15 protein-coding genes are annotated in these 18,964 nt (G+C 64.3%); 6 read left to right on the forward strand and 9 right to left on the reverse strand.

The window, feature by feature from the left end; translation table 11 throughout:
- Positions 1-12: 12 nt before the first annotated feature.
- The 9 genes from WA950_RS14530 to WA950_RS14570 all read right to left on the reverse strand — a co-directional run bounded on the left by WA950_RS14530 (position 13) and on the right by WA950_RS14570 (position 11,318).
- Complete coding sequence (locus WA950_RS14530; protein WP_424552425.1) at positions 13-1,383, reverse strand: virulence factor family protein; 1,371 nt, start codon at positions 1,381-1,383, stop codon at positions 13-15.
- Positions 1,380-3,923 (reverse strand): bifunctional lysylphosphatidylglycerol flippase/synthetase MprF, encoded by a 2,544-nt coding sequence (gene mprF / locus WA950_RS14535; RefSeq protein WP_424552426.1) that lies wholly within the window; start codon positions 3,921-3,923, stop codon positions 1,380-1,382. Before mprF ends, WA950_RS14530 begins: the two co-directional genes overlap by 4 nt.
- A gap of 223 nt (positions 3,924-4,146) precedes the next feature.
- Entirely contained in the window at positions 4,147-4,608 is a 462-nt protein-coding gene (locus tag WA950_RS14540) for an RpiB/LacA/LacB family sugar-phosphate isomerase (RefSeq protein WP_424552427.1), read from the reverse strand.
- Between the two features lie 13 nt (positions 4,609-4,621).
- On the reverse strand, positions 4,622-5,392 hold the full coding sequence (locus WA950_RS14545; protein WP_424552428.1) for a triose-phosphate isomerase: 771 nt from the start codon (positions 5,390-5,392) through the stop codon (positions 4,622-4,624).
- Positions 5,389-6,165: a DeoR/GlpR family DNA-binding transcription regulator gene (locus WA950_RS14550; RefSeq protein WP_424552429.1), complete on the reverse strand. Its 777-nt coding sequence runs from the start codon at positions 6,163-6,165 to the stop codon at positions 5,389-5,391. The genes WA950_RS14545 and WA950_RS14550 overlap by 4 nt, the downstream gene beginning before the upstream one ends.
- Before the next feature lie 84 nt (positions 6,166-6,249).
- Positions 6,250-7,194: a sugar-binding transcriptional regulator gene (locus WA950_RS14555; protein ID WP_424552430.1), complete on the reverse strand. Its 945-nt coding sequence runs from the start codon at positions 7,192-7,194 to the stop codon at positions 6,250-6,252.
- A 72-nt stretch (positions 7,195-7,266) separates the two neighbouring features.
- Positions 7,267-8,202 (reverse strand): sugar phosphate isomerase/epimerase family protein, encoded by a 936-nt coding sequence (locus WA950_RS14560; protein WP_424552431.1) that lies wholly within the window; start codon positions 8,200-8,202, stop codon positions 7,267-7,269.
- A gap of 7 nt (positions 8,203-8,209) precedes the next feature.
- Positions 8,210-9,721: a glycerol-3-phosphate dehydrogenase gene (locus WA950_RS14565; RefSeq protein ID WP_424552432.1), complete on the reverse strand. Its 1,512-nt coding sequence runs from the start codon at positions 9,719-9,721 to the stop codon at positions 8,210-8,212.
- 46 nt (positions 9,722-9,767) lie between these two features.
- On the reverse strand, positions 9,768-11,318 hold the full coding sequence (locus WA950_RS14570; RefSeq protein ID WP_424552433.1) for an FGGY-family carbohydrate kinase: 1,551 nt from the start codon (positions 11,316-11,318) through the stop codon (positions 9,768-9,770).
- Between the two features lie 771 nt (positions 11,319-12,089).
- Here WA950_RS14570 and WA950_RS14575 point away from each other — a divergent pair.
- The 6 genes from WA950_RS14575 to WA950_RS14600 all read left to right on the forward strand — a co-directional run bounded on the left by WA950_RS14575 (position 12,090) and on the right by WA950_RS14600 (position 18,958).
- Positions 12,090-12,737: a DUF2291 family protein gene (locus tag WA950_RS14575; protein WP_424552434.1), complete on the forward strand. Its 648-nt coding sequence runs from the start codon at positions 12,090-12,092 to the stop codon at positions 12,735-12,737.
- Entirely contained in the window at positions 12,734-14,275 is a 1,542-nt protein-coding gene (locus WA950_RS14580) for a sugar ABC transporter ATP-binding protein (RefSeq protein ID WP_424552435.1), read from the forward strand. Before WA950_RS14575 ends, WA950_RS14580 begins: the two co-directional genes overlap by 4 nt.
- 13 nt (positions 14,276-14,288) lie before the next feature.
- Positions 14,289-15,329: an ABC transporter permease gene (locus WA950_RS14585; protein WP_424552436.1), complete on the forward strand. Its 1,041-nt coding sequence runs from the start codon at positions 14,289-14,291 to the stop codon at positions 15,327-15,329.
- 115 nt (positions 15,330-15,444) lie between these two features.
- Positions 15,445-16,392: a D-ribose ABC transporter substrate-binding protein gene (locus tag WA950_RS14590; RefSeq protein ID WP_424552437.1), complete on the forward strand. Its 948-nt coding sequence runs from the start codon at positions 15,445-15,447 to the stop codon at positions 16,390-16,392.
- A 117-nt stretch (positions 16,393-16,509) separates the two neighbouring features.
- Positions 16,510-17,364, forward strand: coding sequence for a DeoR/GlpR family DNA-binding transcription regulator (locus tag WA950_RS14595; RefSeq protein WP_424552438.1), 855 nt, complete (start codon positions 16,510-16,512; stop codon positions 17,362-17,364).
- 70 nt (positions 17,365-17,434) lie between these two features.
- A complete protein-coding gene (locus tag WA950_RS14600; RefSeq protein WP_424552439.1) occupies positions 17,435-18,958 on the forward strand; it encodes an FGGY-family carbohydrate kinase in 1,524 nt (507 codons plus the stop codon).
- Positions 18,959-18,964: the final 6 nt, after the last annotated feature.

Here is an 18,964-nt window from a genome sequence, read left to right on the forward strand (position 1 = left end):
TGACGGCTCTTCCTATTGCTTTGGCAAACGCCGCATGAGGCTGTCGATGATGCGGCCGGCAAGCGCCTTGTAGTCGTCGTCGAAATGATGGCCGCCCTTGATGCCGATTGCCTCCACGCCGGTCTGCTTCAGCGAGGGGCAGGGGTCGTCGTCTTCTTCCGTGCCGTAGATGCACTGGACGCGTTGCGGATCGATCTTTCTGATGTCGTTTGCCGTATCGCCTCCCCCGCCTGCGCCGGCGACACCCAGCCAGCCTGTCACCGAAATCTCGTAGTCGACGGAACGCGACAGCGCCATGAGCGTGACCTGCGCGACACGGTTCCTGTCCTCTGAGGAAAGGAGGTTGTAACTTGCCGGCAGGATATCCGCGCCGAAGGAATAGCCGATGAGCAGCACATGCTTGACGTTCCACTCTTTGCGGAAGGCGTCGATGATGCGTGCAAGGTCGTCGGCCGTCTCCTGCGGCTTTCGCTCGGACCAGAAATAACGGAGCGAATCGACGCCGACGACGGGAATGCCGCGCGCCTGCAAGACGCCCGCCACCTGCTTGTCGATGTCCCGCCAGCCGCCGTCTCCCGAATAGACCACCGCCATCGTGTCGAATGCCGGCGTCGCCTTGAGGACGGTGAGCGGCAGGCTGAGCGGCATGTCCGCATTGCCGGCAGCATCCACGCGGTCTGCCAGTGCCTGAGAGAGGGCATCCGTTGCCGAGGATGACACCTCCCGAACGTCGATATCCGGGTGGGCCTGCTTCAGCGCGGCAGCATGGTCGCGCCCCGTCTTTGGTACTGTGTCCGTGAGGAGCACGGTCACGGGCGCCGGCAGCGGACCTTCGGTCAGGCCATAGATCGTGCGGCCGCCGGCGCGGGATTTGGCGGCTGGTGTACACAGCACCTTGTCGAGCGGGATGCCGGCAACGGGGTCGACCGCGATCGCTTCGCCCAGCGTGGCGGCCGGGCTCTGCGCCATCATGGCGAGCGCCAGCGCCCCGCCTTCACCGATACCGGCGATGATGGGCGGGCTGTAGCTTGCCGCGCCGCCCGCTCGCTGCACCTGATGGGCAAGCGACTCGATATCCGACACCATGTAGACGCAGTCTCCCGGATCCGCCTGCAGGGATTTCAGGTAGTGCGGGAAATCGATGCCGATGACGGCGGCGCCCTTTTCAACGAGGCTGGACGCCTCCTTCTCCTCGTCCGCTCCCCAGCCCGCGGCATCCGAGATCAGGAAGATGCTCTCGCCGGGTGCGCCGTCCGGCAAGGCAATGTGATCGGCCGGAACCATGCCGGTCGTGAAGGCCGGCGGCTTTTCCTGCGCCATTCCGGCAAGGGGAATAAGGCATGTCATGAGGCCGGCTGTCGCCAGAAGGTGAAACAGTCTCATTTCGCAATCACTCCCTTGACGCCGCCGCCGATGAGAAAGGTCACGTCCATCAGGGCGAGGGCAGCGCCCGCGCCGTTCGATACGGCCAGATACCGGGGCTCCCAGCGCGGATGGAACTTTGACTTGAAAGCGCGCAAGCCCTTGAAATTGTAGAAGCGTTCGCCGTGCTCGAACAGCGTGCTGCCGACGCGGTCCCAGACCGGTGCCGCCTCGCGCCGCGCCATGCCGGACAAGGGCGCCATGCCGAGATTGAACTGCCGGTATCCCGCTTGCCGCGCATATTCGAGAATGCTGGCGAAGAGGAAATCCATCGTTCCCTTCGGCGCCTCGGGTGCGAAGCGCATGAGGTCCACCGTCGCCTCAGCCGTTGTATCGGTGACCATCAGCGTGGCGAAGGCGACGATACGATCGCGCAGGCGCACGACGGCGACTGGCTGCGAGCGGACGTAGGTATCCTCGAACGCTCCGAGGGAAAAGGTCTTTTCTCTCGTGTTGTGGTCGGCGAGCCAGCCATCCGACACGGCCCGCAGCTCGGCAAGGGCGGCCTCCACGTCCGGTGGCGGCAGGACGGTGAATGTGAGACCGTCCCTGAGGCCTCGGCTGGAGGCCTGCCGCAGATTGGCGAAGCGGCTGCCCTTCAGCTCGAACTGGTTCAGTTCGACGATTGCCATCTCGCCGAGCTTGAACGCGCGCAGGCCCACATCCGCGCAGGCCGAGAGCAGGGCGGGCGATATCTGGTAGAAGGCCGGGCGGCCGCCCGCCGCGCGCGCCAGGCTGACAAACTGCCAGACGAGTTCGGGGGTTTCTTCCTCAAGGCCGACCGGATCGGCAAGCGCGATCCACGAGCGCCCATGGATGCCGTACATGATGTAGGACTTGCCGGAGGACGAGAACAGCAGATGCTTGTCGCCCATGCGCACGAGATTGGCATCGGCGAGGTCCTGTCCCATCGTGACGGCGATGGCGCGCGCGATATCCGTTGTCGCCGGACCCTGCGTGCGCAGATGCGCCGGCCGTAGCAGGCTGAACAGGGAGACGGCGGAAGCAGCGATTGCGAGGCCGAGCAGGGCGCGAAGGCCGCGCGGCGCTTCCTCGGAAAACTCGAACTGCCACCAGAGTTCGTGCGCATACCGGGTGTCGCGGTAGACGAAGAGCAGGATCAGGAAGGCTGTGGCGAGAACGACCACGATTGCTGCCAGCCAGGACGGCCCCAAGGGCTGCCTGAGCAACGAGCTGTGGCGATCGAAGGCGCGTGCGTTGACGAGCAGGGCGAGGATGAACAGGGCAAGCAAGGCGGCCTCGAACACTGCGATCGCCTTGAGGAAGGAGAAGGCGAAGGCCACGCTGGCGCCCGCGAGCGCCACCCACCATGCGCCATCGAGCCTTTGGCCGAGGCCCCGGGCGGCGATGAGAAGCAGGAGTCCCAGCAGGCTCGACAGGAAATGCGCGCCCTCGACGATGGGAAGGGGAAGATAGGCGGACAGGACATCGAGATCCGGACCGGGCGTCGGGACCACGCTCGAGAAGATCAGCATGGTGCCGAGCACCAGCGATAGCGTCGCGATCAGTGCCGGCGCGAGCCTGCCGACGAGGAGCGCCGCCTCCGCGACGCCGGGTTTCAGCGTCAATTGGCGCATTTCGGTGATCAGCAGCAGGACGGTCGCCAGCAACAGCGGCAGGACATAGTAGATCAACCGGTAGAGCACGAGGCTGCCGAGCAACTGGTCGATGCTGATGGCGTGCGAAAGCCCCGCCATGATGACGGCTTCGAAGACGCCGAGCCCGGCAGGTACGTGGCTGAGCACGCCGAAGCCGACCGCCACCGCGTAGACGGCGAGGAAGGTCGGCCAGCCCATATGGGTTTCGGGCAGCAGGACATAGAGCACGGATGCCGCTGCGGCGATGTCGAGGGCAGAGACGAGGAACTGCCGGGATGCGGTGCGGCTGTCGGGCAAGCGCAGGGAAAAGCCCCTGACATTGATCAGGCGACTGTTCCGGCCGGCATGGAATGCGCCGAGCAGGGCGGCCAGAACGAGGAGCGCCAGGGCGCGCAGCCAGAAGGCATCGACGCCGAGGCTGCCGGCAACCCGTGGCGCGACGGCAAGGACGGCAAGGGCGCTGACGGACAGGAGGCCAAGGCCGAAGGCCAGTGTGACGAAAGCAATAATGCGTGCGATCTCGCCCGGCAGGAAGCCGAGGCGGGAATAGGCGCGAAACCGGATCGCCCCGCCGCTGAGCGGTCCGAACCCCACCGTGTTTCCGACGGCGTAGGCGATGAACGCGGTCACTGCGATGGCGGGAAACGGTGTCTTGCGGCCGATATAATCGACGGCATTGGCCTCGTAGAGGATCAGGGCGCAGAAGCTGAGGCCGGTGAATAATACGGCAAGGGCGATGGCGCGCCACGACGTGTCCGAAAGGGCCGCAAGGACGTCTTCGTAGCGTACTTCCGCTGTCAGCCGGTAGACCCCGTAACCGACAAGGGCGAAGATCAGGAGACTTGCCGCCCCGAGGAGATAGTGCCTGTATGTCAGGAGCATCCGGAAAAATCGTGACGCCCGATCTTCGGAAACCACACTATTCTCATCCGACATGTCATGGCTCGCGTTGAGGCGGTCGTCGTACGATAGCCCCATATATGGCGAATTGTTGATCAGTCTCGGGCGCTTGAAAACCAGGCTGAGGCCGGCATCCGCAGGCGGCTGGCCGCGGATAGGGTCGGCGCGCCTGTGCCGCAGGCAAGGCGCGCCGGGATGGCCGGTATTACTTGCCGGCGGCGTTGTACTTCGCATCGACCTCGTCGATCGCCTTGACGTTGCCGGCCGAGCGACCGTTTTCGTCGAAGGTCTGGGCGAGGTAGGCGTCGGCAATGGCCTTGGCCAGTTCCGAGCCGATGACGCGCGCGCCCATGGTGATGATCTGGGCGTTGTTGGAAAGGGCGGCGCGCTCGGCCGAATAGGTGTCGTGCGTCAGCGCGGCGCGGATGCCGGGCACCTTGTTGGCCGCGATGCAGACACCGATGCCGGTGCCGCAGACGAGGATGGCGCGGTCGTATTCGCCGGAGACGACGGCAGAAGCGACGCGGTCGGAGAGGTTGGCATAGAAGGCTTCGGCGCCCGCATCGGTGCGCGAGATTTCGTGCACGTCGTGGCGGTCCTTCAGGTGATCGGCGAGGACCTTTGCGAGGCCTTCGCCTGCGCTGTCACCGGCAATAGCGAGTTTCATGGGTGTACTCCTTTCAGATCGTGGCGGCTGCACGCGCCAGGATGTCGAGATAGCCTTCAACCTTCCAGGCTGAGCGGCCGATGAAGAGCCCGTCGATATTCGGGCAGGCGATCAGTTCCTCGCAGTTCTGCGGGTTCACCGAGCCGCCGTAGAGGCAGGGAATGCGCCGGCCGAGAATGTCTTCCGCGACCCTGGCGATTTCGCCATGGCGGGCGTCCGCATAGTCGGCGGTCGCCGGAATGCCCTTCTCGCCGATCGCCCAGACGGGCTCGTAGGCGAGGAGGATTTCGGCGTGCTTCTGGGCGTCGCTGAGGCGGGACAGCGCGCCGCGCACCTGCTGGGCCAGCACTTCGGGGGCATCGCCGCTTTCGCGGTCGGCCAGCGTCTCGCCGATGCAGATCAGCGGAACGAGGCCGTGGCGCACGGCGGCCTCAGTCTTGAGGCCGACCGTCTCATCGGTCTCGCCGAAATGTTCGCGCCGTTCGGAATGGCCGAGCTCGACGAGGTCGAGATTGCAGTCCTTCAGCATGACCGGCGAGACTTCGCCGGTCCATGCGCCTTCGTCGGCCCAGTGCATGTTCTGCGCGCCGACCTTGACGGAGGTGTCGGCAAGCAGCGTCTTGACCTCGCGCACGGCGGTGAAGGGCGGGATGACGAAGCGCTGGATGCGGGCATTGCGGTCGCCATCGGCTGCCTTGAGACCCTCGGCGAAGACCCTTGCTTCGGCCAGCGTCTTGTTCATCTTCCAGCTCGTGCCGACCCAGAACTGCCGGTCTTGGCTCATGTCGTTGTCTCCTTGTGGGCGATGCGCACCACGGTCTTGCCGTCGCCGAGTTCGGCCGACGTGTCGTGGGGCAGAGGTTTGTCGGATATGACGGTGTCGAATTCGGCAAGATCGGCGAGCACATGCAGCGCCGCGTGGCCGAAGCGTCGGCTGTTGACGAGCAGGCACGTCTGGCGGCTCGCGGCGATCATCGCCCGCTTGGTGCGCACCACCGCCTCGTCCATGTGATAGGCGAGGCGTCCCGATGCCGCCGGGGCGGAAATGAAGGCGATGTCGGCGCGAAGACGCGACAGGGCTTCCTCGGTCACGATGCCGAAATAGGCGTTGAACTTGGCGGAATAGACGCCGCCGAGGGCAATCAGCGTGACGCCGGAAATGCCCTTGGTGCGCTCCATGATGGCGGCATTGTTGGTCACGATGGTGATAGGCTTCTTTTCGCAGAGCACGTCGCCAAGCACGGAGGCCATCGATCCGTCGTTGATCATCACCGTCATGCCGGGTTCGACGAGGTCGGCAGCGGTCTCGGCGAGCGCGCGCTTGACGTCGGATTCTTGCAATTCGCGGAAACGGAAGTCGCTCTCGAACTGGGTGCCGGCATCGATCGTCGCGCCGCCGCGTACCTTGCGCAGCACGCCGGCCTTTTCGAGATCGTCGAGGTCGCGATGGATCGTCATCTTGGAGACGCCGAAGCGGGCCGCGATGTCGTCCAGTTCGACAGCCCGGCTTTCGACCAGAAGATTGATGATCTCCTGCCTGCGCTCTTCCCGTTTCACCGCGTTCTCCATCCTTAGCCCGCGGACAATCCTACAACATTGCTTTGCAGAATATAACACAAAAAATGTGATTTTGTGATTTTGTCATGTCGAACTTTGCAGCAGCGATCGGGCCGTCCGTTCGTCCGTGATCAGCCCGTGGAGCTTGTGGCTGTGCAGGACGGCGCGGATCGCCTCGGTCTTCACCGGGCCGCCGGCAATCGCGACGATCCGGTCATTGCCGTCCTCGGAGAAGGAGGCGGCGAGGGTGCGCGCGGTCACCGATGTCTGCAGGATGCGCCCCTTGCCGTCGAAGAAATGGCCGAGCAGTTCACCGACGCCGCCGAGCGCGGCGATCTCCTCCAGCTCGTTCGGCTGCAGCATGCCGGATTTCACCAGATGCGCCTGATTGTCGACTGTGCCGATACCGACGATCTTGAGATCGGCGCTGCGCGCCAGGTCGAACACCTCGCTGACGCCACGCTGGGAGAGCAGGACCTCGCGGTCTTCCTCCGTATTGGCGAAGAAGGGCACGGGCATCACATAGGCCTGCGTGCCGGTCTTTTCCGCAAGCCGGTGCATGACGTCGTAGGGGTTGGCGGCATAGTTGCGCGTGAGGCCGCCAAGCAGGGACACGAAGCGCGTGCCGCTCGCGCTGATCCTCGGCAGATGCCGGACGGCGGCCGAAAGCGTGCGCCCGTGGCCAAGGCCGATGACGGCCGCGTCGCCCCGCTCGATCTCGCGCCGCAGGAAGTTCGCACCCGCATGGCCCAGCGTCGTCAGCGCCAGCGGGTCGTCGTCGATATCGGGCGCGACCTCGCAATAGTCGAGCCCGTAGCGTGTGGAAAGTTCGACCTCCAGGTTGGCGCATTCCGCGATATCGCCGTCGATGCTGACTTTCACCACGCCTTCGGCGACCGCGCGTGCGATCAGCCGGTGGGCTTTCACCGAGGGAATGCCCAGCCGTTTGGCGACGGCGGACTGGGTGAACCCACCGACATAGTGCAGCCAGGCGGCGCGCACGGCGAGGGAATCTTCATTGTCGGTCATCGGCGATGTCCTGTCATGCGCTGCAGCCGGAGGTGGTTTTCGGCAAAGTCTTAGCAACTGGCCGAGCGCCGGTCAGCCCAGCTTGAGATCGGATGCACCGGTATCGATATGCGGTGCCCAGAAGGCGATGCTTTCGGCGATCTGTGCAATGACCTGCCGGTCGTTCGGCTCGCGCTCCTTGAAGGAGAGTTCCAGGCAGATCTCGTTGTCAACCGCACCGCCTTCGGCAAAGGCCTTGAGAAGCGGCTCCGGCTGGATGCGCCCCCTGGCGTTGAACTCGGCAGTGAACGGCCGATGGCCGCCCTTGTCCATCAGGCTTTGCTTGATGTGGATGATGGGCGAGACTTTCGGAACGGCGCGCGCCCAGGCATAGGGATCGAAATCGTCCGGATTGCTGGAGGTGACGTCGCCGTGGTCGATGTCTGCCATCATCCACATGGGGACGGCCATGCCGGCGGCGGTGATCCGGTCCTGAAGCGCGATGCTGGCTGCAATTGTCTCGCCGAATTCGCGCCCGATGCTCATCGGTTCCCAGAAGACATAGGAAAGACCCGCGCCCTTCGCGTGCTCGGCAACCTCTGCCCAGCAGTCGATGGCGATCCGGATCAGCTCTTCGCGGCGGACCGGATCGTCATAGTCCTTGTAGGTGAAAATGGCGAATTGCGTGCCGACGGAGGTGCCGCCGAGATCGCCGGTAATGTCGGCGAAGGTCTTGAACCAGTCGACATAGTAGCGGCGCACATCCGCATCGGGATGGCCGAAATGGTTGAGGCGGCCATAGGGGCCGGTCATGCCCGAGGTGACGCGCACGCCGGTGCGCTGGAGCGCCTTGTCCATCTGGCGCGTCAGGCGGCGGATCGTGGCGGCGTTCCAGCTCGGATTGATGAATTCGTGGGTGAGCTGGAGATCGCGCAGGCGCAGGTCCCGTGCGACCGTCTCGATCAGGTCGTCGGGATCCGCAAAACGGTTGACCAGCGGATTGGTGTTCAGTGACAGGGTCAGCGACATGGCGTCCTCAGGCGGCGGCAAGGCGGGCGGAAGCGAACCAGTCGGCGAAGGCCGCCCGCTCGGCTTGCGTCAGGTGCAGGTAGTGCTTGGTGCGGCGGTAGAGAATGTCCTCGGCCGTCTGCGCCCACTCGCTGGCAATGAGATAGAGGGCTTCGGCCTCATAGAACTGGCCGCCGAAATGCCGGCCGAGATTTTCGAGGCTGGTGGCGCTGCCGACCACCGTTTTGGTGCGCGTGCCGTAGAGCCGGCCATAGTGCTGGACCAGCTTGCGGGGCATCCAGGGATACGTGTCGCGCAGGCTGTTGGCGAAGGTCTCGTAGTCGGCATTCGGCATGTCGCCGCCGGGAAGCGGCGCTTTCTCGGTCCAGTCGCCGCCCATGTTCGGGAAAACCGACTGGAGACGGTGCATGCCGCGCTCGGCAAGCTCGCGGAAGGTGGTGATCTTGCCGCCGAAGACATTGAGCAGCGGCGCGCCGTCGGTCTCGTCGAGATCGAAGACATAGTCGCGCGTGACGGCGGAGGGGTTGCCCTTGCCGTCGTCGAAGAGCGGGCGCACGCCGGAGAAGGAATGCAGCACGTCCTCGCGGCGCAGTTTCTCCTTGAAGTAGCGGTTCACCGCCTTCAGCAGGTAATCGATTTCGCTCTCGTCGGCAGAAACATCCTCGGCGCGGCCCTCATAGCCGATGTCCGTGGTGCCGATCAGCGCCTTGTCGCCCTCGTAGGGGTTGATGAAGATGACGCGCTTGTCGTGGTTCTGCACCAGATAGGCGTTCGCGCCCGTCCAGAACTTCGGCACGATGATGTGGCTGCCCTTGACGAGGCGCACATTGCGCGTGGAGTTGGATCCGGCGACGCGGTTGATGACATCCGAGACCCACGGTCCGGCGCAATTGACGAGGCACGTGGCGCGGAAGGTGCGGGTTTCGCCCGTCACGCTGTTCTTCGTCGTCACGGTCCAGGCGCCGTTTTCGCGGCGAGCGGAGATGGCCGGCGAGCGGGTCAGCACCAGCGCGCCCTTTTCTGCGGCGCTGATAGCATTGAGCGTGACGAGGCGAGCATCGTCCACCCAGCAGTCGGAATACTCGAAGCCGCGGGTGTATTGATCGAGGATCGGCGTGCCTTCGGGGTCGCGGTTCAGATCCAGCGTGCGCGTGCCGGGCAGCTTCTTGCGGCCGCCGAGATGGTCGTAGAGGAAGAGACCGAGCCGGACGAGCCAGGCAGGACGGTCCTGCGGGCTGTGCGGCAGGACGAAGCGCATCGGCCAGATGATGTGCGGCGCGGCGTTGAGCAGGACCTCGCGCTCGATCAGCGCCTCGCGCACCAGCCGGAATTCGTAATATTCGAGATAGCGCAGGCCGCCATGCACCAGCTTGCCGGAGCGTGAGGACGTTCCCTCGGCAAGGTCGTCCTTTTCGCACAGCACGACCTTCAGCCCGCGGCCTGCCGCATCGCGCGCGATACCCGCGCCATTGATGCCGCCGCCGATCACGAAGAGGTCGATAAGTTCGGGCTCGTTCATCTCAGTCTCCTTCGGCGTCACCCGGTGGGCGACGCAATCATTTGCTTCAGCGCGCGGCGAGGATGTCCCAGGCGGGCGCGATGCTCCGGCGCACATCCGCATAGGCGGCAAAGAGGCGGGTCATACGTTCGGTCTCATCCGGCTTCGGCTGTTCGGCCTCGCCAAGTTCGGGCGTGACCCAGTCGGCGATGCAATCGTCCATCGTGCGGTAGGCGCCGATGGCAACCGCCGCCATCATGGAGGCACCGGCAGCGCCGGCCTCCTCGCGGGTGCTGACACGCACCGGCGCGCCGAGCGCTGCGCCCAGCGTACCGCGCAGCGAGGCCGAGCGGGCCGCGCCGCCACTGACGCGCAGTTCCGTCGGAAGTGCGCCCATGGCGGCATAGCAATCGCGCGTCGCCATGCCGAGACCTTCGACGACGGCGCGCACGAGGTCCGGATAGCGGTGGCGGCTGGCAAGGCCGGTGAAATTCGCGCGCGTCCGCGCATTGACGAAGGGGCCGCGCTCGCCCGCCTCGGAAATGTAGGGGTGGTAGACGATGTTTCCGGGCTTGCTGGCGGCAAACCACTGGTCGACGCGGGCGATCATGTCGTTGAGGCTGACGGTGACGCCGAATTCGCCGACGAGGTCAGCGCCGAGCTGGAGCAGCCAGTCGAGATTGATCGTCGCGCCCATATTGGTCTGCACCTGGGTGACGATGCCCGGCAGCGGCAGGGCGATGACATAGCCGGTGCCTTCGGGATTGAGCACCACCTCGTCGACGGACTTGGCGAGCAGATGCACGCCGGTCGAGCCGATGGCGGAGCAGGCGGCGTTGCGCCCCTCGCTGCGTACGCCTGCGCCGAGCGCCGTCATGCACATGTCGACATAGCCGAGGCAGACCGGCGTGCCGGCCTTGAGGCCGGAGGCCGCTGCCGCTTCCATCGACAGCGGATGAACCGTTTCCGTGCCTTCGATCACGTCGGGCAGCAGGGCGCGGCGATGCGTCAGGCCGAGCGCGGCAAGCACGTCGCTGTCGTAGCGCCGGGTGCGGAAGTTGCCGAAGGTGAAGCTCACCTCGGAAGGGTCGGTGGCGCGGATGCCGGTGAGGTTCAGATAGAGCCAGTCCTTGCAGTGCATCGCGGTTTCAGCGGCGGCGAGCAGTTCGGGAAAGAACCGGTCCATATGGGCAAGCTGCGTGCCTTGCTGGCAGGTGTTGAGGCCCGTGCCGGTCGCTTCGAAGCGCGCGCGGTCGTCCTTGCCGGCGGCCAGTCGTTCGACGGTCGGTGCCGCGCGGGCATCGAGCCACAGCCAGGCGTCGCCCGCCGGGCGGTTTCCGGCGCCGACGAGCCAGGTGCCGTCGCCCTGTCCTGTGACGGAAATGGCGGCGGTGCGATCGGCGAGACGGGTGACCTTTTCGGCAAGGCCGCGCAGCGCGCGCGTGCAATCGAGCCAGGTCTGGTCGAGGGATTGGGTGGCGGAGCCGTCCTCGCCGGTCTTGTAGGTGTTGCGCACGGAGGCGCTGGCGACCTGGCGGCCGGAAAGGGTGAAGGCGACGGCCTTCATGACCGACGTGCCGGCGTCGATGCCGATGATCAGATCTGCCGCCTCAGCCATGGTGCGCATCCGCAGATACAGCGACAGCCCGTGCCGCTTCGCCTGGTCCGAAACAGAGCATTCGATCCTCCTGATAGCCGATCGCGGAAGCGCGCGAGATCCTTCCGGCCGCACTGGCCATGGTCATGTCGACCCTTGAAGGAATTTAACATAGGTCTCCCGGACCCGCGGAGAACATACCACAAAGTTATCGCCTGTCGCGTAAAATTTTTCGGTTAGTGTATTTTTTTCCAGATATGATGGCAGAGTATAGGAAGTGGTCTGGGGGATTATTTTCGACGCTGCTTCCCTTTCATGGGGGTGTCGCCCGGCTCGCACCGGCGGCCTTTATGTCTTCCATGGAGGTCGAAAATCCAAAAATTATTAATATAAATCATATGTTTATGAGATGTGCTATTGCTCTTTCATATATGTAGAAGTCCGCAGGGGTGCTTGCGCTCCATCTTCCTGAAGGGCAGGAATGTAGCGGTGGAAAAGTATGACGCCGGGGCGGCGGCACCTGAAAAGGTCAATTGACAGCCTGTGTTAATTTAACATATATACTGCGACATATAACATGGTTATATCGCAACTGCGAAAATGTGTGCAATGCAGCGCAGGTGGGGAGACCGGGCTGGCGCCGTTCATGAGGAGGACATCATGACATGTTCCGATTGGCAGATATCGATGCCCGGCCTGTGTGTCGCGGCCGGTCTCCCGGCATGTTTGCCGTCGGCCTCTTGCTGGCGCGCCCGCTGAAGTTTCCACCGTTCAACCGCAAGGCCAACAGACATGACTGACGCCACGCTATCGAAATCGTCCCAGTCCGCGCGAAGCTACCGATGGATCGGAATCGCTATCGTCGTGCTGGTCGGCGCCATGGCTTTCGACACGAAAATCGTGCGCATCGGCTCGCAGGACGACGTCCAGGTGCAGAAATTCTCGCCGGCGACGTTCGGTGCCGAGCAGTTCCCCCTTATCAAGCAGAGCGTGGAGACGCGCGCCGTGGATGCGGTCGAGCTGTCGCAGGCGATCGCCGCCGACAAGAAGGCGGCCGGCGAAAAGTACGGCGTTGCGACCTCTACCGGCCCGGTCTTTCCGGTCAAGTTCACCGGCGTCGTCGGCGAGCGCAAGGCGAACTACAATGTCGTGGCCGTCGGAGGGCTCCCGGCTGAGCTGACGGTGCGCGTGCAGACCGGTCCCGCGCTCAACGGCACGGATCTTCGCGATGCGACCGGCCAGATCGAGTTCGGACAGTTCAAGAACCAGATCGAGTATCAGGACGCGGGTTCCGCCATCAACAACGAGGTCAAGAAGGTCGTGCTCGAGGGGCTCGATCCGGCGGTCCTCTCCGGCAAGACCGTGACGGTGTTCGGCGTCTTCAAGCTGGTCAATCCGAAGAACTGGATCGTCATGCCCGTGAGGCTCGACGTCCAATGAGCGCACTCGCCGACACGGGTCCGAAGGGTGAAGTCGTTCTCGCCGCGCGCAACGTGGCGAAGTCCTACGGCAACATCCATGCCCTCAAGGGCGTCAATTTCGACATTCATCGCGGTCAGGTGACGACGCTGTTCGGAGAGAACGGCGCCGGCAAGTCGACGCTGATGAAAATCCTCTCCGGCGTGGTGCCGCCCACCTCCGGCGAGATCATTCTCGATGGAGAGCCTATCGTTTTCGCGTCATCCTCCCAAGCACGCGATCGCGGTATCTCCATCATCCATCAGGAGCTGAGCCTCGCGCCGAACATGAACGTTCGCGACAACATCTTCATGGGTCGCGAGATCATGACGGCGACGGGCGTTGACTTCGCGGAAGAGGAGCGCCAGACGCGCCTCCTGATGGCTGAACTCGAAGAGGATATCGATCCTCTCACCCCGGTCGAGGAACTGCGCCTCGGCCAGCAGCAGATCGTTGAGATCGCGCGTGCGCTTTCGGTCAATTCGCGCATCCTTATCATGGATGAGCCGACCTCCGCGCTGAGCGCGTCCGAGGTCGATGTGCTGTTCAAGGTCATTGGCGACCTTACCAGCCGGGGTGTGTCCATCGTCTACATCTCGCACCATCTCGAAGAGGCCCTGCAGATCACCAACCATGCGGTGGTCCTGCGCGATGGCGCCATGACAGCCTATGCCGAACGCAAGGAAATCGATCTCGAATGGATCGTCCGCCACATGGTCGGCGACAATTTCGATCTCGGTTCGCCGCCGACCGGCTACGAAAAGGGCGATGTCGCGCTGTCGATCGAGGGGCTGACCGTGACGGATCCGGGCGGTGCCGGCTATTCGGTGGTCGACGAGCTTTCCCTGGCGGTCCGTGCCGGCGAGATCGTCTGCATCTACGGGCTGATGGGTGCAGGGCGCACGGAACTTCTCGAGACGGCCGCCGGCCGCCTCAAGCCGAAGGCCGGCAGGGTCGTCCTGAAGGGCAGGGACGTTACCGGCCAGTCGATTTCCGCCTGCATTCGCGATGGGCTCGTTCTGGTGCCGGAAGATCGGCAGCGCGATGGCCTGGTGCAGACCATGACCGTCGGCCGCAATCTTTCGCTCGCCAGCCTCGGCGCTTTCACGCGCGGCCTTTTCACCTCCACGTCCCGCGAGGCGGACCTGGTCGGGGATGCGATCCGCAAGGTGCATATCAAGACCGATGGCGGCGGCGCGCTGATCGGCTCGCTCTCGGGCGGCAACCAGCAGAAGGTGGTCATCGGCAAGATGCTGGCGACCGATCCGGAAGTCATCCTGCTCGACGAGCCGAGCCGCGGCATCGACATCGGCGCGAAGGCCGAAGTCTTCAAGCTGCTCGCCGAACGCGCCAGGCACGGGCTTGCCGTTGTCTACACCACGTCCGAGGTCGGCGAGTGCCTGAGCATCGCCCATCGCATCATCGTCATGCGGCGTGGCCGCATTTCCGCAGAATTCGGTCCGGACGCGACCAAGGAACAGATCATGGCCGCCTCGGGCGAAGCCGTGCATGCCCATTAGGAGCGCTGAGCAAATGTCAGTCACACCTGCAATCGACACCAAAGCAGCGGCGAACGGCGGCAAGCGCAAGAAGAGCTTCGTCGAGCTGCTGTTCGAAGGGCGCGCCTTCTTCGCGCTGATCGCGATCATCGTCGTCTTCTCCCTGATGTCGCCGAACTATTTCACGGTCAACAACTTCCTGATCATGGCCTCGCATGTCGCGATCTTTGGCCTGCTCGCCATCGGCATGCTGCTGGTCATCCTCAATGGCGGTATCGATCTTTCCGTCGGTTCGACGCTCGGGCTTGCCGGCGTCGTCGCGGGCTTTCTCATGCAAGGTGTCACGCTGCCCTATCTCGGCGTGATCCTCTATCCGTCGGTCTGGGTCGTGGTCATCCTGACCTGCCTGCTCGGCGGGATCGTCGGCGCGGTCAATGGCGTGCTGATTGCCTATCTGCGCGTGCCGGCCTTCGTCGCGACGCTCGGCGTGCTCTATGTCGCCCGCGGCGTCGCCCTGCTGATGACCAACGGCCTGACCTACAACAATCTCGGTGGTCGCCCCGAACTCGGCAATACCGGCTTCGACTGGCTCGGCTTCAACCGTCTGGCCGGCGTGCCGATCGGCGTCATCGTGCTCCTTCTCTTTGCAGTCGCCTGCCACATCCTGCTTGCGCGCACGGCTTTCGGCCGCTGGCTCTATGCATCGGGCGGCAACGAGCGCGCGGCCGAGCTTTCGGGCGTGCCGGTCAAGCGGGTGAAGATCACGGTCTATGTTCTCTCCGGCGTTTGCGCGGCCGTCGCTGGCCTGGTGCTTTCCTCGCAGCTGACCTCCGCGGGCCCGACGGCCGGCACGACCTATGAACTGACGGCGATTGCCGCTGTCGTCATCGGCGGCGCGGCGCTGACGGGCGGGCGCGGTACGGTCATCGGCACCATGCTCGGGGCCTTCGTGATCGGCTTCCTGTCGGATGGTCTCGTGATCATCGGTGTCTCGGCCTACTGGCAGACGGTCTTTACCGGCGCCGTGATCGTGACCGCTGTTCTCCTGAACAGCATGAAATACGGCCGCCGCTGACCGGCGCGACCGACTGGAACTGACTGCGGCCGGGCGAGGCGGATCATCGAGTGGCCCGGCAGCAGAAAGTATTGCCGATAACCGGCACAAGCGAACTCAACAAGGGAGTGAGATCATGTTCAAAAAAGGTATGCGTGTACTCTTCGCGGCAACTGCCGTCATGCCGCTGCTGTTCAGCACGGCCTGGGCCGAAGGCCTGATCACCGTCATCGTCAACGACCCGTCCAACCCGTACTGGTATACCGAAGGCGAAGTCGCCAAGGCGACCGCCGAAAAGCTCGGCTACACGGCGAATGTCGGCGCGCACAAGGGCGATACCAACGCGGAAAGCAACCTGATCGACACCGCGATCACCAACAAGTCGGTCGCGATCATTCTCGATCCGGCGAATGCTGACGGTTCTGTCGGCGCGGTCAAGAAGGCCGTTGCAGCAGGTATCCCGGTCATTCTCGTCAATGCCGAGATCAACCAGGAAGGCCTCGCCAAGGCGCAGCTCGTTTCGAACAACGCCCAGGGTGCCGCTCTCGGTGCGCAGCAGTGGGTCGAGGCAGTCGGCGACAAGGGCAAGTATGTCGAGCTTTTCGGCGCCCCGGCTGACAACAACGCCGCAACGCGTTCGAACGGCTACGAAACCGTCCTGACGCAGTACCCGGACCTTGAGAAGTCCGGCCGCGAAGTGGCTGACTGGGACCGCACGAAGGGCCACGCCAAGATGCAGTCCCTGCTTCAGGCAAACCCGGACATCATCGGCGTGATCAGCGGCAACGACGAAATGGCCCTCGGCGCGATTGCAGCGCTCAAGGAAGCCGGCAAGCTCGACCAGGTGAAGGTCGGCGGTTTCGACGGTTCGCCGGACGCGGTTGCCGCCATCAAGGCCGGTGAGCTGCAGTACACGGTTCTCCAGCCGGTTGCCGTCTTCTCGGAAGCAGCCGTCAAGCAGGCCGACAACGTCATCAAGACCGGCAGCACCGGTGTCGACACCGAAAAGCAGCTCTTCGATTGCCTGCTGATCACCAAGGACAATGTCGACAAGTACACCGCTCCGTTCGTTCTGAGCGAGTAATCGATCCCGGGAGCGCCCGTTGCGGGCGCTCCCACTCCGTCTCCCCGGGTACGCCCGGGTTAGCTTGGCATTTTCCTTGCCGCCCGATACGAGATACCAAACCTCTATCCTCGAAGCATGGCAGGGTCTCCGGTGAACAAGAAAGTCGACGTCAAGGATTTGCTTTCGGAAGAGATGCCGAGCGACAGCCGGCATGCGCGCCAGCTTGTGCGGCGCCAGATGATCGCCGAAACGGTGATCGCCGAAGGCTCGATCCGCATCGAGGACCTGACCGAACGTTTCGGCATCAGCCTGATGACGGCGCACCGCGATGTCGACGAACTCGTCAGCCGCGGGCTCTTTCGCAAGACGCGCGGCATCGTTTCCGCCGCGCCGACCAGCCTCATCGAATCCTCCGACGTCTATCGCGCGACCCGGCAGGCGAAGGAGAAGAAGGCGATCGCCAGGGCGGCGATGCAGTTCGTCGAGCCGGGGCAGGCGATCTTCATGGACGACGCCACCACCGTGCACGAGATGACCCGCTTCCTACCGGCCAAGGTGCCGCTGACGGTCATCACCAATTCGCTCGTCCTTATCAACGAGCTGAACGAGGTGAGCGACCTCAACCTCATCTGTCTCGGGGGGCAGTTCTACAATTGGTGTAATGCCTTCATGGGGCACATCACCACCAACGAAATCCGCCGGCTGCGCGCCGACACCGTGTTCATGTCGCTGTCGGCCATCGTCGACGACGTGGTCTATCACCAGTCGCCGGAGACGGTGGAGACCAAGCGGGCGATGTTCGAAAGCTCGGCCAAGCGCGTGCTCCTGGCGGACCACACTAAATTCGAGCGGCGCGCGTTGCACCACTTCGCGACGCTGCAGGAATTCGACGCCGTGATCGTCGATGAAGATATCCCGATCTCCCACCTGTCGCGCATGCGCTCGAAGGGGATCAACGTCATAGTGGCGGAGGGGGAACGGGCCGGCTGAGGGTTCCGCTGCTGCGGTTACCCTGATTGCCGGATTCCGTTCCGCCATTCGCTTGAGAATGGAGGCATGGATGCCCTGCATCATGGGTATAGACAGCGGCCTGACGGTGACCAAGGCCGTCATTTTCGACGCGGACGGAACGGTGCTCGCCATCGCCCGCCGGCGTGTTCCCCAGCTCATACCAGCGCCGCAGCATGTCGAGCGCGACATGGATGCGCTCTGGGCCGCCACCGCGGACGCCATTCGCGAAGCGGTGGAAGCCTGCGGGCGGCCGGCATCCGATATCGTGGCGATCGCTGCGACGGCGCATGGCGACGGCATCTATCTGCTGGGTGACGACAGGAGGCCGCTCGGCCCGGCCATCGTCTCGCTCGATACGAGGGCAGGCGCGATTGCCGATGCCTGGAATGAGGGCGAGGTCGGCGCGCGCTCGCTGGAACTGACCGGTCAACGACCGCACGCCTCCGCACCGTCAGCCATCCTGCGCTGGATCCGGGAGCACCAGCCCGAGCGCTATGAGCGCATCGCCCATTTCATTGCGGCAAAGGATTGGCTGCGCTTCTGCCTCTGCGGCACGATCGGCACGGACCGCACGGAGGCGAGCACCTCGTTTACCGATGTGCTCACGCAGGACTATGCCGACAAGGCCTTTCCGCTGTTCGGGCTGGACCGGCTTGCCGGCCGCCAGCCGGCAATGGTCGCCTCGACCGATGTCGTCGGCGGCGTGACGGCCGAGACCGCGCGCCTGACCGGCCTCGTCGAGGGCACGCCCGTGATGGCCGGCCTGCACGACGTCACGGCCTCTGCGCTCGGCATGGGCGGCTATGGCGAAGGCGTGGTCGCGGTCATTGCCGGCACCTATTCGATCAACGAGACGGTCTCCGACGCGCCAAAGGTCGATGGCCGCTGGTTCTGCCGCAATGGCATCCTGCCGGGGGAATGGAACAGCATGTCCATTTCTCCCGCCTCGACCGCCAATTACGATTGGTTCATCGATCAGTTCTGCGCGGGCGACGCGCGCCAGGCGGAGGCCTCCGGCGAGAGCATCCATGCGATCGTCGGCAAGGAGTTCGAAGTTGCGCGCGAGCGTCCGTCGAGCGTCTTCTTCCACCCCTATCTCTTCGGCTCGCCGTTCGCCGGGGCTTCGAGCGCCGGTTTCTATGGCCTCAACGCCTGGCATGACCGGGGCGATCTGGTGCGCGCGGTGCTCGAGGGCATCGCCTTCAATCACCGCGTCCATGTCGATGCGCTGCGCGACGGCTTTGTCCCGACAACCGCGCGTCTGACGGGCGGTATATCGCGCAATCCTGCCATGGCTGCTCTTTTCGCCGACATTCTCGGCCTGCCGGTCACCGCGACGCGCACGGAAGAATCCGCTGCCTGGGGGGCGGCGCTGTGCGCCGGCGCGGGTGCCGGGCTCTTCGCATCGCCGACCGATGATCCACGCGATATGGCGTCGATCGAAACCACCTACCAGCCGGACCCAGACCGGCAGCGCGCCTATGACGAGAAATACCGGGTCTTCCTCGATCTCGCCGAGGCCATGAAGCCGCTCTGGCCGACGCTCCGGCGTCTCGGCGGCGCGGCGCAGTAACAGGAA

Source organism: Shinella sp., assembly GCF_049651085.1.
Classification (GTDB): Bacteria; Pseudomonadota; Alphaproteobacteria; order Rhizobiales; family Rhizobiaceae; genus Shinella.

Coding starts and splice junctions, on each gene's coding strand:
- WA950_RS14530 (WP_424552425.1), bottom strand. CDS start 1,383: ATGAGACTGTTTCACCTTCTGGCGACAGCCGGCCTCATGACATGCCTT.
- mprF (WP_424552426.1), bottom strand. CDS start 3,923: ATGCTCCTGACATACAGGCACTATCTCCTCGGGGCGGCAAGTCTCCTG.
- WA950_RS14540 (WP_424552427.1), bottom strand. CDS start 4,608: ATGAAACTCGCTATTGCCGGTGACAGCGCAGGCGAAGGCCTCGCAAAG.
- WA950_RS14545 (WP_424552428.1), bottom strand. CDS start 5,392: ATGAGCCAAGACCGGCAGTTCTGGGTCGGCACGAGCTGGAAGATGAAC.
- WA950_RS14555 (WP_424552430.1), bottom strand. CDS start 7,194: ATGACCGACAATGAAGATTCCCTCGCCGTGCGCGCCGCCTGGCTGCAC.
- WA950_RS14560 (WP_424552431.1), bottom strand. CDS start 8,202: ATGTCGCTGACCCTGTCACTGAACACCAATCCGCTGGTCAACCGTTTT.
- WA950_RS14565 (WP_424552432.1), bottom strand. CDS start 9,721: ATGAACGAGCCCGAACTTATCGACCTCTTCGTGATCGGCGGCGGCATC.
- WA950_RS14570 (WP_424552433.1), bottom strand. CDS start 11,318: ATGGCTGAGGCGGCAGATCTGATCATCGGCATCGACGCCGGCACGTCG.
- WA950_RS14575 (WP_424552434.1), top strand. CDS start 12,090: ATGACTGACGCCACGCTATCGAAATCGTCCCAGTCCGCGCGAAGCTAC.
- WA950_RS14580 (WP_424552435.1), top strand. CDS start 12,734: ATGAGCGCACTCGCCGACACGGGTCCGAAGGGTGAAGTCGTTCTCGCC.
- WA950_RS14585 (WP_424552436.1), top strand. CDS start 14,289: ATGTCAGTCACACCTGCAATCGACACCAAAGCAGCGGCGAACGGCGGC.
- WA950_RS14590 (WP_424552437.1), top strand. CDS start 15,445: ATGTTCAAAAAAGGTATGCGTGTACTCTTCGCGGCAACTGCCGTCATG.
- WA950_RS14595 (WP_424552438.1), top strand. CDS start 16,510: ATGGCAGGGTCTCCGGTGAACAAGAAAGTCGACGTCAAGGATTTGCTT.
- WA950_RS14600 (WP_424552439.1), top strand. CDS start 17,435: ATGCCCTGCATCATGGGTATAGACAGCGGCCTGACGGTGACCAAGGCC.